The following is a 13,077-nucleotide window of genomic DNA, read 5'->3' as shown; positions in this document are numbered from 1 at the left end:
CGGAAATGAATACTTTTTCATTGCAGACACGTTTATACAGCGGTTTGGGAAGTCTCAAAGTCCTTAGCCGTTTCACCAATAAGCACATCTGGATTATTTGCGACGCCTTCCTGGCTGGTTCGCCATTGATTGACACGTTGTGTCAGTCGTTGCCTGATAGCAACCGCATCAGTATTTTTAGCGAAATAACGCCCGATCCAACGATCCAGACTGTGGTAAAAGGCATTGCACAAATGCAGACTTTACGCCCGGATGTGGTTATCGGTTTTGGCGGAGGCTCTGCACTGGACGCCGCAAAAGCGATTGTCTGGTTTAGTCGCCAGTGTGCTATTGAGATTGAAACCTGCGTTGCTATTCCCACCACCAGCGGCACCGGTTCGGAAGTGACCAGCGCCTGTGTCATCAGCGATCCCGATAAAGGGATTAAATATCCTCTTTTCGATAATGCGCTTTATCCGGATATAGCGGTTCTCGATCCCTCGCTGGTCGTCAGTGTGCCAGCCGCGATAACTGCCAATACCGGAATGGATGTTTTAACCCATGCCCTTGAATCTTATGTTTCTCCCCATGCCAGTGACTTCACGGATGCACTGGCCGAAAAAGCCGTGCAAATTGTTTTTCACTACCTGCCCACAGCAGTGAATAAAGGCGATTGTCTTGCTACTCGCGGCAAAATGCATAATGCCTCTACGCTTGCAGGAATGGCCTTTAGTCAGGCTGGGCTTGGGTTAAATCATGCAATTGCCCATCAACTCGGCGGGCAGTTTCATCTGCCACACGGCCTGGCGAATGCGCTCCTGCTTACGACGGTTATTCGTTTTAATGCTGGCGATCCGCGTGCTGCCAAACGCTATGCCCGGCTGGCGAAAACGTGCCATTTATGCCCTGACGATGCCAATGACACCGCAAGCCTGAATGCACTCATTCAACATATTGAACAGCTAAAAAAAGCCTGTTCAATGCCGACTCTCGCCAATGCACTGAAAGATAAAAAAGCAGAATGGTCATCACGTATTCCAGATATGGTTCGGGCTGCGCTGGCGGATGCCACACTGCGTACCAATCCACGAGCGGCTGATGCCATCGCTATAGCAGAAATGCTTGAGGAGTTGGTATGAACGGCGAGTTAATGTCCTTTGACGAACAGACGATCCGCGAGCGAGTACAGGCAGCAGGCGTCGTGGGCGCTGGTGGCGCAGGCTTTCCAACACATATTAAGCTACAGGCGCGGGTTGACACTTTCCTGGTGAATGCGGCGGAATGCGAACCAATGTTGAAAGTGGATCAACAGTTAATGGCACAACAAGCCAGCCGCCTGCTTCGTGGTGTTCACTATGCGATGAAAGCCACCGGAGCCAGGAGCGGAATTATCGCGCTGAAAGAGAAGTATCAACCAGCAATAAACGCACTCACACCATTGCTTCCGCAGGATATCCGCCTGCATATTTTACCCGACGTTTACCCCGCAGGAGACGAAGTGCTGACCATCTGGATGGCAACAGGTCGCCGCGTTCCTCCCGCTGCGTTACCCGTTAGTGTCGGTGTGGTGGTCAATAATGTGCAAACCGTACTGAATATTGCCAGAGCCGTTGAACAACAGTATCCGGTGACGCGACGCACGCTTACTGTTAATGGTGCAGTGGCTAAACCAATCACAGTGACCGTTCCCATCGGGATGTCTTTACGCGAAGTACTGGCGCTGGCGGGCGGCGCAACAGTGGATAATCCTGGTTTTATCAATGGCGGTCCGATGATGGGTAGTTTGATCACATCGCTCGACACGCCAATCAGCAAAACCACTGGCGGCTTGCTGGTTTTACCCAATTCTCATTCACTGATCCAACGTCGAATGCAGGATGACCGTAGCGTACTTGTCGTCGCGAAAACCGTTTGTGAGCAATGCCGCTTATGTACCGATCTCTGCCCGCGTCATTTAATTGGTCACGAACTGTCGCCACATTTGTTAGTACGTGCGGTTAACTATCAACAGCTCGCTACGCCACAACTGTTACTGACAGCTCTCACCTGTTCGGAGTGCAACGTCTGCGCCAGCGTCGCCTGTCCGGTAGGTATTTCGCCGATGCGCATAAACCGCCTGCTTAAGCAGGAATTACGCGCCAAAAATCTCCGCTACGAAGGTGCCTTAAATCCTGAGGATGTCATGGCAAATTATCGGCTGATCCCAGTAAAACGGCTGGTAACCAGACTGGGATTAACCCCGTGGTATCAGGATGCGCCATTGTCTGAACAGGTGCCTCAGCCCGAAAAAGTGACTCTATTGTTACGCCAGCATATCGGTGCCAGCGCAATTGCGTGTGTACAAAAAGGCGATCGTGTCGTTCGTGGACAATGTGTAGGCCAAATTCCACACGGCACATTAGGTGCTCCCATTCATGCCAGTATTAATGGCACGGTCAGCGATGTGACAGAAAACGCTATTACGGTTGTAAGAGGTTAACCATGTCGAAAGCGGTAGGTATTTTAGAACTTAGCAGTATCGCAAAAGGGATGGAAACCGGCGATGCCATGCTGAAAAGCGCCAATGTTGAGTTACTGGTCAGCAAAACGCTATGTCCCGGGAAATTTCTGCTGATGCTCGGTGGCGATGTCGGTGCGGTGCAACAGGCCATCAGCAGCGGCGCATCCCTTGCAGGTGAAATGCTGGTCGACAGCCTGATCCTCCCTAATATTCATCCCAGCATTCTGCCCGCAATCAGCGGACTGAACCATGTTGAACAGCGTCAGGCTATCGGTGTGGTCGAAACCTGGAGTGTGGCAGCCTGCATTGATGCTGCCGATTGCGCAGTTAAAGCTGCGAATGTCACTCTCGTTCGAGTGCATATGGCCTTCGGTATTGGCGGTAAATGCTACATGGTGGTTGCTGGCGATATTTCAGATGTTAATAATGCGGTCTCTGTCGCCAGCGAGCGCGCGGGGGAAAAAGGATTGCTGGTCTATCGCTCGGTAATTGCCCGTCCGCATGAAGCCTTGTGGCGTCAGATGGTGGAGGGATAATGACAACTCAGCACGCTACTGAACGGATGATTCAGGAATATGTCCCCGGTAAACAGGTTACGCTGGCGCATGTCATTGCTAACCCAGGGAAGGAGCTGTTTAAGAAATTAGGTTTACCAGATACCGTTTCCGCCATTGGCATTCTGACGATTACCCCCAGCGAAGCGTCTATTATCGCGTGCGATATCGCCACAAAGTCGGGAGCTGTAGAAATTGGTTTTCTTGATCGTTTTACTGGTGCCGTAGTACTGACTGGCGATGTTTCAGCTATCGAATATGCACTTAATCAGGTTACCCGCACGCTGGGTGAAATGATGCACTTTACCGCCTGCCCCATTACACGGACCTGACGTTATGCAACGTATGATGCTCATTGGCCCCAGTCAGTGCGGAAAAACATCACTCACGCAATGTCTGCGCGGAGAAGATCTTCAGTATCAGAAAACGCAGGCCATTGTCTGGTCACCAGCCACCATTGACACACCAGGCGAATACCTCGAAAACCGTAGTCTTTACAGCGCACTGCTGGTCAGTGCCTGCGAAGCGGACATTATCGCGCTTGTGCTTAATGCGGACGCACCGTGGTCACCTTTTTCGCCAGGCTTTACCTCGTCAATGAATCGCCCGGTCATTGGAGTAGTAACCAAAGCAGATTTAGCCAGCATGGAACAAATATCTTTGGTGAAATGCTGGTTACGGGAAGCTGGAGCGCGCAACGTGTTAGTGACCAGTGCGGTTAATAACATCGGAGTTGCAGAGCTTTTTGCCTTGCTGCATACAGAAGAAGGCTGTCGCTAATTTTGATAGGTTATCAGATGGGAATGATGACTTGTGATACACAGAAAAGAGTCAATGAATAATGAGGGTTGCCGGGCAACCCTCATCGAATAAAGCAGAAATTACTTCGCTTCGCCGTTTTTCATTTCGCCCATAGCTTTCAGCTTTTTGGAGATATCGCGGCGTTCTTTGGAGAGCTCGGCGTTTTTGATGATGTAATCATCAACGCGATCTTCATAGTCACCTTTCATGCTGGCAATGATGCCCTGGATTGCTTCTACGCTCATCCCAGGCTTAATGTAATCGCTCAGGTTGTCCAGCAGCAGGACACGCTTCTGGTTGTCACGGATCTTTTTCTCAACGTCCTGGATTTCACGTTGCAGTTTGTTCTTACGGCGGAACAGACGAACAAATTCCAGTACGTCCTGGAATGAAGGCTTGGTAGTTTCCATTTTTATACCCCTGATAATGTGAGAGTCGGATTCGTTTAAGCAACCGCTATTCGTTAGGGCCAACATTACTCATAGCTGCCGCAGATGACAATGCTTTTATCCCTTTTCATTATCATACCCTTTATCCTTGCTGAATCGAAGCAGCTGCAAGATGATTCTGAAGTTCAGGAATTATTTGCGCAAGGCCCGGCAAATCAGATTCGATAGCAACTCAAGCTGATGTGCCGTTTCCATGTTCAGCCACACATAGCCATAAATCGGCGTTTCTACGACCTTCAGGTCATGGTGGCTATCGAGCAACTGACGCAACTCTTCCACAGCATCGTTCAATTTTTCCGTATTGGCAAAAACCGGCTGCGGATTACCTTCATACAGCGCATGAACAAGGCTCAGCACTATTTGCTGCATCATGTGCTGTGTATCACGCAGTTTTTGCGCGTTCAATAACACAAAATGACTGGGACGCGTGGCCCAGTAGGCATTGATTTGCAGCTCCAGCATACAAACCAGATTACGATTAATAGTCTGGATACCTTCATATATCGATTTTGGAATGCGGGTTTCTTTGCTGGCTGGTGCAATCAGCCCTCGCATTTTCACGGCATCGGTCAGGAGTTTTTGCAGATGGCTTTCCAGTCGTGGGCGTTCAAGTAAGTTCGGTGAGAATGCAGATTGATAGACCCGATTATACTCGGTCAGACTTTTCGCCAGTTGAATGCGCCAGTGGATGAACGCACGTTGCGGCCAGATACCGGTAAACAACATTGCCAGTAAAGAGCCGAGGATCACATCGCCACTTCGCCATAATGCCGTATCAATTTCACCTGTTGGGGAACCAACAACAATTGCCAGCGTCACACCAATCAATAAACCTTGATACGGTTTCTTGCCGAGTGCCAGCCAGCCACAAAGAAACATGGCAGCCGCGCACCAGACTAACATCAGCGGTAAAGAGATTAACTCCAGTCGCAGAGCAATAAGACCTAAAATCGAGCCAAACACCGTACCGCCAATACGTTCAAACGCACGAGGGACAACGTTACCCCAGAACGAAATTGGCCCCATGATCACCACCATAGTGACCAACGGCCAGGTGCTTTCCGGGATAGTAAACAAGCGAATGATGAGAAAGGTGAGCAAGAACGCCAGCGCAACCCGAGTACCATGAACAATGCGGTAATGACGGTAGACTCGAATTTCGAACGGGCTTAAGGACTTATCGGCACGCACGCGGGCACTCCGTGAACGAGGGAAAAAACGATCATAATGCAATCTGACAAACCAGGTGCAATAACGCTATGTAACAAATCTGTCCGGCAAACCGGGAATAGCGGACGTTCCCGGTTTGGTTGTCAGAAAACTGAAGACGGATCTTACTCTTTTACATAACGAAAAACAGCGTGGCAATCAGGTTAACCTCTGACCCGACGTCATTTATCAGCGCCGTTTTGGCTGCACCGCGACATACATTTCGATATCCCAATAACCATCTTGCGCGCCATTGTTCAGATAAACCTCAAAACAGGGTTTTGGTAACATTTCGTAAGCACTGTCCTGCAAGAGGCTGTTAAAGAACTGATACCAGGGTTTCGCAAAATCATCCCCCTCTACGCGGGCTACCGCCACCGCATACTGACCACCCGAAATTTCTGTCAGGATAACGCCCTCACTGTTTTCGGGAAGTGTGAAACTATCTGCCACCGAAACTACGGTGTCACAACGTAACTTTTCGGCAGGTGTTTCATCTGGATTATCGTAATAGACCGCCACCCACTCCTTCGGAACAATATTTTTGTTATCAACCCACATCATCAACTGCTCAAAACCTTGCTTTACCGTTTGTTCCCACGGGCCAACGAGATGGAAACCTGCAACGGTACGTTTATCTTCCTGTTTAATCTCGTAGTTCATGACGCCCCCACTTATACTGGTTTTATATACAGCATGATTTGTAATATAAAAACCACAAGGAATGAGTGTTGATTATGCGAGCAGACTCGCACTCCTGCCAGTCTGCGGCGTAAGAAAGGTCAGGCTTTATGCTCGAAATAATCACTCAGCCGGGAAAACATACCGCCTTTTCCGACAGATTCCAGGGTGACCAGCGGCCAGTGCGCCACCGGTTTATCGCGGTCATAAAGTTCAATTTCCCCAACCCGCTTATGGGCGCTAATTGGCGCGGTCAGTTCTTTACCATCAAGGGTGTATTTTGCTTTGATATTAGGAATCTCCGCTTTTGGCAGCACCATCCAGAACTCTTGTTCCGTTCCCAGAGCGATGTTTTCTTTATCGCCATACCAGATTCGTTCTGTGCCAACCTTTTTCCCCCGGTGTAAAATTTGCACCGTAGTAAAGTTCTGTTGCCCCCAACGCAACAGTTTCCTGGCTTCTTCTTCGCGACCTTTTGCGCTGTCAGCCCCCATCACCACCGCAATGAGACGACGCTGACCATCCACCGCCGACGCAATGAGATTAAACCCGGCACCAGAAGTATGCCCGGTTTTCAGGCCGTCAACATTCATGGTCTTATCCCACAATAATCCGTTACGGTTTTGCTGGGTGATACCGTTCCAGGTGAGGCTTTTTTCGCTGTACATATGATAAAACTCAGGCTCGCCGTGGATGATAGCGCGAGAAAGGACGGCTAAATCATAGGCCGAACTGTGCTGACCGGGTGCATCCAGACCATGCACTGTTTCAAAATGCGTATCCTGAAGATGTAACTTCTCAGCATAATTGTTCATCATGTCGACAAACTGCCGTTGCCCACCGGCAATATAATCAGCCAGTGCAACACAAGCGTCATTGCCGGAGTCCACAATTAAACCACGGCTTAAATCACGTACCGATACGCGATCGCCCTCTTTCAAAAACATCAGTGAAGAACCGACGAATACCGGATTATCTTTCGCCCATGCATCGCGCCCCACGGTAACAATATCGTCTGGCGTAATACGATGGCTATCGATTGCACGATCAACAACATAGCCAGTCATCAGCTTAGTCAGGCTGGCAGGATTGCGTTGTTGATGCTCATTACCCGCCGTGAGGATCTGACCGGTTGTGTAATCCATCAAGACCCATGACCCTGCATGAATCTCTGGAGGCTGGGGTGAAAAGGGAATATTTTCCGCCGCAAAACCAGACGATAAATTAAAAACGAACAAAGAAGCAGCAATAATAAGACGGCGTTTCAACAGCAAATCCTCAGGAGTTTCAAATAGCAGTTCTTTTTACGGAAATCCTGATGAACTGGCTGGAATAAAGTGCAAGAAAATGTGACATTTATCTCATTTTTAATCTGACATTATCAGTTGCTACTCCCTGTCAAATTGTCGCTCTAAAGCTGATTAGCACGGTGATATTTGATACTCTGACATACAGCAGAAATAACGGATTTAACCTAATGATGAATGACGGTAAGCAACAATCTACCTTTTTGTTTCACGATTATGAAACCTTTGGCACGCACCCTGCGTTAGATCGCCCTGCGCAGTTCGCTGCCATTCGCACCGATAGCGAATTCAATATCATCGGCGAACCAGAGGTTTTTTATTGCAAGCCTGCAGATGATTATTTACCCCAACCAGGAGCAGTTTTAATCACGGGTATTACCCCGCAGGAAGCGCGGGCGAAAGGAGAAAACGAAGCTGCGTTTGCCGCTCGCATTCATTCGCTTTTTACCGTGCCGAAGACCTGTATTCTGGGCTACAACAATGTACGTTTCGATGACGAAGTCACACGCAACATTTTTTATCGTAATTTCTACGATCCCTATGCCTGGAGTTGGCAGCATGATAACTCTCGCTGGGATCTGCTGGACGTCATGCGCGCCTGTTATGCGCTGCGTCCGGAGGGGATCAATTGGCCTGAAAATGATGACGGTCTACCGAGTTTTCGCCTTGAACATTTAACCAAAGCGAATGGTATTGAACATAGCAATGCCCACGATGCGATGGCCGATGTGTACGCCACTATTGCGATGGCGAAACTGGTGAAAACGCGTCAGCCACGCCTGTTTGATTATCTCTACAGCCATCGCAACAAGCACAAATTGATGGCGTTGATTGATGTGCCACAGATGAAACCCCTGGTTCACGTTTCCGGTATGTTTGGTGCATGGCGCGGCAATACCAGTTGGGTTGCGCCGCTGGCATGGCATCCTGAAAATCGCAATGCCGTGATTATGGTGGATTTAGCGGGAGATATTTCGCCATTACTGGAACTGGATAGCGACACGCTGCGCGAGCGCCTGTATACCGCGAAAGCCGATCTGGGCGATAACGCCGCCGTTCCGGTTAAGCTGGTGCATATTAATAAATGTCCGGTATTAGCACAGGCGAATACGCTTCGCCCGGAAGATGCCGATCGGCTGGGCATTAATCGCCAGCATTGTCTCGATAACCTGAAAATTCTGCGTGAAAATCCGCAAGTGCGTGAAAAAGTGGTGGCGATATTCGCTGAAGCCGAACCATTTACGCCTTCAGATAACGTGGATGCCCAACTTTATAACGGCTTTTTCAGCGACGCCGATCGCGCGGCAATGAAAATTGTACTGGAAACCGAGCCGCGTAATTTACCGGCACTGGATATCACCTTTGTCGATAAACGCATTGAGAAGCTGTTGTTCAATTATCGTGCGCGTAACTTCCCAGGAACGCTGGACTACGCCGAACAGCAACGCTGGCTGGAGCACCGTCGTCAGGTCTTCACGCCAGAGTTTTTGCAAGATTATGCTGATGAATTGCAAATGCTGGCACAACAATATGCCGATGATAAAGAGAAAGTGGCGCTGTTAAAGGCGCTTTGGCAGTACGCAGAAGAGATCGTCTGAAAAGAAAAAACCGGAGCGATAAACTCCGGTTTTTAGTGACTTACCGGATGGTTACATCATCCGGCTTGTAATATTATGCAACGTCTTCGTATTGCGGAACCGGATTGCGGAAGCTCTTCGTCACGCAAGCCAGATAAATCAGACCGATTGCCGCCCAGATCAGACCCAGAACCATTGAGCTTTCTTCCAGGTTAACCCACAGCGCACCTACAGTCAGAGCACCACACATCGGCAGGAACAGATACTGGAAGTGATCTTTCAGCGTTTTGTTACGCTTCTCACGGATCCAGAACTGCGAAATGACCGACAGGTTAACGAAGGTAAATGCTACCAGCGCACCAAAGTTAATCAGCGCCGTTGCCATCACCAGGTCAAAGTTGATTGCCAGCAGAGCAATCGCGCCAACCAGGATAATGTTCATTGCCGGGGTACGCCATTTCGGGTGTACATAACCGAAGAAGCTTTTCGGGAACACGCCGTCACGACCCATGACGTACATCAGACGCGCTACGCCTGCGTGCGCCGCCATACCGGACGCCAGTACGGTAATGGTGGAGAAGATCAGCGCGCCAACCTGGAACGCTTTACCCGCAACGTACAGCATGATTTCAGGCTGTGACGCATCCGGATCTTTAAAGCGAGAGATATCCGGGAAGTACAGCTGCAGGAAGTAAGTTGCAAAGATGAAGATCATGCCGCCGATCAGCGCGGTCAGGAAAATCGCACGCGGGATCACTCGCTCTGCATCTTTGGTTTCTTCCGACAGGTTGCTGATGCCGTCAAAACCGGTAAAGGAGAAGCACAGGATCGTCGCACCGGTAATCATCGGGATAACATGCGCATCACCAGACCAGAACGGACGGGTGCTCGCCAGCGTACCAGCGCCTTCACCTTCAAATACGCCGTAAACTACCATGCCCAAAATTACCGCGATCAGCACAACCTGCAACACTACGATTACCGTGTTGAAGTTCGCTACGGATTTCAGACTACGCAGGTTAAAGGCGGTCATAAAGGCCACCAGCGCCACCACAAACATCCACGATGGGATGGAAGGCACCAGAGCTTCAAAATAGATTTTCGCCAGCAGGATGTTGATCATCGGCGCGAACAGATAGTCGAGCAGGGAAGACCAACCCACCATAAAGCCGACTGTCGGGCTAATGGATTTCTGGGCGTAAGTGTATGCAGAGCCAGCAGAAGGATAGCGGCGAACCAGCTTCCCGTAGCTCAGAGCCGTAAACAGGATCGCAATTAATGCGAACGCATAGGCTGTCGGCACATGACCATCCGTGAGGCCTGAAACGATACCAAAAGTATCAAACAGCGTCATCGGCTGCATATAGGCAAGACCCATCATTACAACCGGAACTAACGTAAGCGTTTTACGCAATTCCACGCGAGAGGTGTTTGGAGTAACGTTATGCGACATGGTCATTCTCCTTTACGGTGAAAACCGTCGCGTAAGCAAAAAATTGCCCCATTTTTTTGGATTCCTCAGCGACAACAACTGTCGATTTTTAGTAAATATCTATCCGGTACGAAGCCCGGCCTCTTGGTATGAATGATTGGTTTGAAGCAAAAAATAACCGACGCGGATAAAACGTCGGTTTTTAGTCATTTTTTGACAGCGGCGCATTGTGCCTAAATGGGGGGTAAATGACAAGAGAATGAGAGGCTTGTCATAAAATTTTTTATTTAAATGGCTGATTTTCCGTCATCAGATTTTGCATAAACTCCAGCAATCGCACTATTTGCTAAAATCTCATCCCGCCACCATGCGCTGGCAAGCCCTGCGGTCTGTTCGTTCCAGCCAATCCAGACCGGTTCAAAAAGAGTTTGGGCGACCACTTTCTTCTCAATTAACGCGCCACTATCGAGAAAACGTTGCGCCAGATAGCGGGGTAAATAGCCACAACCAAGACCGCTTATTTGTAGCTCCAGTTTGGTTTTAAAATCGAATACGGTTATGGCTTCTTGTTCATCGAGAAGTTGCGAGGCCGTAGAAGCGCCTGCCTGCGCAGTATCACCCACCACAATCGCCCGATACCGCTTAATGATACGACGGTTTAACGGTTCTTCTTCCTGGGCTAGCGGATGATGAGGCGCTACCGCAAAAACTTGTTCCAGATCGCCCAACCGCGAGAAACCAAACTCACTGGAAGACGGTGGCTCATGCATCGCGCCAACAATAATATCCGCTCGCCCCTGAGTCAGGGCATCCCAGGAACCACCGAGTACACCATTGACAAACTTCAGGCGCGTCACGCTATGATGTTGATAAAAGGCTTCAATGAGTGGCGCAAGCAGGGAAAAAGGAAACGTATCATCTACCCCAATCACCAACTCGTTTTCCCAGCCTTCATGAAGTTTGATAGCCTGCTTTTCCAGTTCTCGCACGGTATGGAGAACTTCCCGCCCTTTCTCTAATAACATTTTTCCGGTACGGGTGAATTTAGCGCGGTGACCGCTGCGATCGAGTAATTGAATATTAAGGTCGCTTTCCAGCTTATGAACGGTATAACTCAGAGCGGACGGCGTCTTGTAGAGTTTGGCCGACGCCGCCGCAAAACTGCCTTCTTTTTCTAAGGCATCGAGGATCATCAACACATCCAGCAGTGGTTTCATACACGCCCCCTTGCAGTGTATGCGGCGTCCTGCTGGCGTGATCGTTTACTCCAGCGGCATTACCAGCGGATCGGGATACTGGTATTCAAATCCCAGTTCATTGCAAATCCGACTGCCATCAATAATTTTACCCTTACCGCTGTCCAGACTGTTTCTGAACTGCGGGGGTTCCAGCCCCAGTAAACGAGCCATCTGTGGGTAGAAAACATTGCGCGCAGGGTGAGCTGGCGCACATATATTATAGATGTGTCCGCCTTTAGGTGCCTGTAACAACAGGGTGATAGCGCCAATAACATCTTCCTGGTGGACTAAATTAACACCGTGTTCACCGTCAGGCGCGGTTTTTCCGGCAAAGAAGCGTCCGGGATGGCGCCCTGGTCCGACCAGCCCCGCAAGACGCAGAATATCGACCGAAGTACCGGGTAAATTGTGCAGCCAGTCTTCGAGTTCTTCTAATACTCGTCCACTGTTGGTCACCGGATTACGCGGGGTAGTTTCTTTCACAGTGCCTTGTGCATCGCCATAGACAGACGTTGAGCTGGTAAAAATAATGCGAGGAATACGATGAGCCAGCGCGCTATCCACCAGCTCTTGCACAGCTTGTAAATAGAACTCATCGCCGGGGCCACTGCGACGTGCAGGAAGCGTAATGACCAGCGCATCGGCATCCATCAGGGCATCCAGATCGTCAGAATCACAAACTAACTCAGGCTCCATGCGAAGCAGATAGCTATCAATCCCGCTCATTCGAGCCGCTTCGACGCCATCTTGTGTGGTTTTACTCCCGGTGACCTGCCAGCCTCGCGCTGAAAGTGACATCGCCAGCGGCATACCTAACCACCCTAACCCGACAATTGCGACCTTTTTCATCCGTTTTCTCCTGATACACCTTAGATCTATAAGGCTACGCTAGCGTATCAAAACTGACAATTCATTCTATGAATGAAATCGAAACTGTTAGCAAATATACAATTGCCTGATGCGCTCCGCTTATCAGTCCTACAAAAACATCAATATATTGAATTTAGGCAACATTTGTAGACCAGATAAGGCATTCACGCCGCATCCGGCAGGAACAAAGCCCACTTTAGTTACAGAACACAATGTTCTTGAGGGTTTTAAAGACATATTTTCACGATTACTTTTTTAACGTAGCCACTCCTGGCCCCCTCCTTTCCCCGCTCATTCATTAAACAAATCCATCGCCATAAAATATATAAAAAAGCCCTTGCTTTCTAACGTGAAAGTGGTTTAGGTTAAAAGGCATCAGTTGAATAAACATTCACAGAGAATTTTATGACACGCGTTCAATTTAAACACCACCATCATCACCATCATCCTGACTAGTCTTTCAGGCGATGTGTGCTGGAA

15 protein-coding genes and 1 other annotated feature (1 of these 16 running past the window's edge) are annotated in these 13,077 nt (G+C 49.3%); of the genes, 7 read left to right on the top strand and 8 right to left on the bottom strand.

Annotated elements, in window-relative coordinates:
• The first annotated feature begins 5 nt into the window (after window positions 1-5).
• The 5 genes from A7098_RS18730 to pduV are packed head-to-tail and all read left to right on the top strand — an operon-like array spanning window position 6 to window position 3,813.
• Window positions 6-1,118 (top strand): 1-propanol dehydrogenase PduQ, encoded by a 1,113-nt coding sequence (locus A7098_RS18730; RefSeq protein ID WP_001091430.1) that lies wholly within the window; start codon window positions 6-8, stop codon window positions 1,116-1,118.
• The gene (locus tag A7098_RS18725; protein ID WP_105281261.1) at window positions 1,115-2,458 is read left to right on the top strand and encodes a 4Fe-4S dicluster domain-containing protein; all 1,344 of its coding nucleotides are present in this window, start codon (window positions 1,115-1,117) and stop codon (window positions 2,456-2,458) included. Before A7098_RS18730 ends, A7098_RS18725 begins: the two co-directional genes overlap by 4 nt.
• 2 nt (window positions 2,459-2,460) lie before the next feature.
• Window positions 2,461-3,015, top strand: coding sequence for a propanediol utilization microcompartment protein PduT (gene pduT / locus A7098_RS18720; protein ID WP_000030732.1), 555 nt, complete (start codon window positions 2,461-2,463; stop codon window positions 3,013-3,015).
• Window positions 3,015-3,365, top strand: a complete 351-nt coding sequence (gene pduU, locus A7098_RS18715) for a propanediol utilization microcompartment protein PduU (protein WP_032225599.1) — start codon at window positions 3,015-3,017, stop codon at window positions 3,363-3,365. Before pduT ends, pduU begins: the two co-directional genes overlap by 1 nt.
• 4 nt (window positions 3,366-3,369) lie before the next feature.
• Entirely contained in the window at window positions 3,370-3,813 is a 444-nt protein-coding gene (gene pduV, locus A7098_RS18710) for a EutP/PduV family microcompartment system protein (protein ID WP_001189427.1), read from the top strand.
• Window positions 3,814-3,914: 101 nt separating this feature from the next.
• Here pduV and A7098_RS18705 read toward each other — a convergent pair whose 3' ends face one another.
• The 4 genes from A7098_RS18705 to dacD form a co-directional block, all read right to left on the bottom strand.
• Window positions 3,915-4,244 carry a DUF496 family protein gene (locus tag A7098_RS18705; protein ID WP_000450409.1) on the bottom strand — a complete coding sequence of 110 codons (330 nt, stop codon included), beginning with the start codon at window positions 4,242-4,244 and terminating at the stop codon, window positions 3,915-3,917.
• A gap of 171 nt (window positions 4,245-4,415) precedes the next feature.
• Complete coding sequence (locus A7098_RS18700; RefSeq protein ID WP_001200875.1) at window positions 4,416-5,474, bottom strand: FUSC family protein; 1,059 nt, start codon at window positions 5,472-5,474, stop codon at window positions 4,416-4,418.
• Between the two features lie 207 nt (window positions 5,475-5,681).
• The gene (gene sbmC / locus A7098_RS18695; RefSeq protein ID WP_001105402.1) at window positions 5,682-6,155 is read right to left on the bottom strand and encodes a DNA gyrase inhibitor SbmC; all 474 of its coding nucleotides are present in this window, start codon (window positions 6,153-6,155) and stop codon (window positions 5,682-5,684) included.
• A 119-nt stretch (window positions 6,156-6,274) separates the two neighbouring features.
• Window positions 6,275-7,441 (bottom strand): serine-type D-Ala-D-Ala carboxypeptidase DacD, encoded by a 1,167-nt coding sequence (gene dacD, locus A7098_RS18690; protein ID WP_105281259.1) that lies wholly within the window; start codon window positions 7,439-7,441, stop codon window positions 6,275-6,277.
• Between the two features lie 209 nt (window positions 7,442-7,650).
• Between dacD and sbcB the strand changes: the two genes are divergently transcribed.
• Window positions 7,651-9,078: an exodeoxyribonuclease I gene (gene sbcB / locus A7098_RS18685; RefSeq protein WP_000980575.1), complete on the top strand. Its 1,428-nt coding sequence runs from the start codon at window positions 7,651-7,653 to the stop codon at window positions 9,076-9,078.
• Window positions 9,079-9,151: 73 nt separating this feature from the next.
• Here sbcB and plaP read toward each other — a convergent pair whose 3' ends face one another.
• The 4 genes from plaP to A7098_RS18665 all read right to left on the bottom strand — a co-directional run bounded on the left by plaP (window position 9,152) and on the right by A7098_RS18665 (window position 12,576).
• Entirely contained in the window at window positions 9,152-10,510 is a 1,359-nt protein-coding gene (gene plaP / locus A7098_RS18680) for a putrescine/proton symporter PlaP (protein WP_000019197.1), read from the bottom strand.
• Window positions 10,500-10,562 carry a membrane protein YoeI gene (gene yoeI, locus A7098_RS18675; protein WP_105279388.1) on the bottom strand — a complete coding sequence of 21 codons (63 nt, stop codon included), beginning with the start codon at window positions 10,560-10,562 and terminating at the stop codon, window positions 10,500-10,502. The genes plaP and yoeI overlap by 11 nt, the downstream gene beginning before the upstream one ends.
• Before the next feature lie 214 nt (window positions 10,563-10,776).
• On the bottom strand, window positions 10,777-11,706 hold the full coding sequence (locus tag A7098_RS18670; protein WP_000803376.1) for a LysR substrate-binding domain-containing protein: 930 nt from the start codon (window positions 11,704-11,706) through the stop codon (window positions 10,777-10,779).
• 45 nt (window positions 11,707-11,751) lie between these two features.
• Window positions 11,752-12,576, bottom strand: a complete 825-nt coding sequence (locus tag A7098_RS18665; RefSeq protein ID WP_000754742.1) for an SDR family oxidoreductase — start codon at window positions 12,574-12,576, stop codon at window positions 11,752-11,754.
• Window positions 12,577-13,002: 426 nt separating this feature from the next.
• On the opposite strand from A7098_RS18665, the gene hisL reads away from it, so the two are divergent.
• Complete coding sequence (hisL, locus tag A7098_RS18660) at window positions 13,003-13,053, top strand: his operon leader peptide (RefSeq protein ID WP_001364200.1); 51 nt, start codon at window positions 13,003-13,005, stop codon at window positions 13,051-13,053.
• Window positions 13,029-13,077 (top strand) — a sequence feature (His leader region) (it continues 75 nt past the right edge of the window). Its footprint overlaps the gene before it by 25 nt.

Origin of the sequence: Escherichia sp. MOD1-EC7011, from assembly GCF_002965005.1 — a bacterium.
Lineage (GTDB): Bacteria > Pseudomonadota > Gammaproteobacteria > Enterobacterales > Enterobacteriaceae > Escherichia > Escherichia ruysiae.
The sequence above is the reverse complement of the archived record's forward strand: the minus strand, read 5'-3'. Positions and strand labels throughout refer to the sequence as shown.

Coding starts and splice junctions, on each gene's coding strand:
- A7098_RS18730 (WP_001091430.1), top strand. CDS start 6: ATGAATACTTTTTCATTGCAGACACGTTTATACAGCGGTTTGGGAAGT.
- A7098_RS18725 (WP_105281261.1), top strand. CDS start 1,115: ATGAACGGCGAGTTAATGTCCTTTGACGAACAGACGATCCGCGAGCGA.
- pduT (WP_000030732.1), top strand. CDS start 2,461: ATGTCGAAAGCGGTAGGTATTTTAGAACTTAGCAGTATCGCAAAAGGG.
- pduU (WP_032225599.1), top strand. CDS start 3,015: ATGACAACTCAGCACGCTACTGAACGGATGATTCAGGAATATGTCCCC.
- pduV (WP_001189427.1), top strand. CDS start 3,370: ATGCAACGTATGATGCTCATTGGCCCCAGTCAGTGCGGAAAAACATCA.
- A7098_RS18705 (WP_000450409.1), bottom strand. CDS start 4,244: ATGGAAACTACCAAGCCTTCATTCCAGGACGTACTGGAATTTGTTCGT.
- sbmC (WP_001105402.1), bottom strand. CDS start 6,155: ATGAACTACGAGATTAAACAGGAAGATAAACGTACCGTTGCAGGTTTC.
- sbcB (WP_000980575.1), top strand. CDS start 7,651: ATGATGAATGACGGTAAGCAACAATCTACCTTTTTGTTTCACGATTAT.
- plaP (WP_000019197.1), bottom strand. CDS start 10,510: ATGTCGCATAACGTTACTCCAAACACCTCTCGCGTGGAATTGCGTAAA.
- A7098_RS18670 (WP_000803376.1), bottom strand. CDS start 11,706: ATGAAACCACTGCTGGATGTGTTGATGATCCTCGATGCCTTAGAAAAA.
- A7098_RS18665 (WP_000754742.1), bottom strand. CDS start 12,576: ATGAAAAAGGTCGCAATTGTCGGGTTAGGGTGGTTAGGTATGCCGCTG.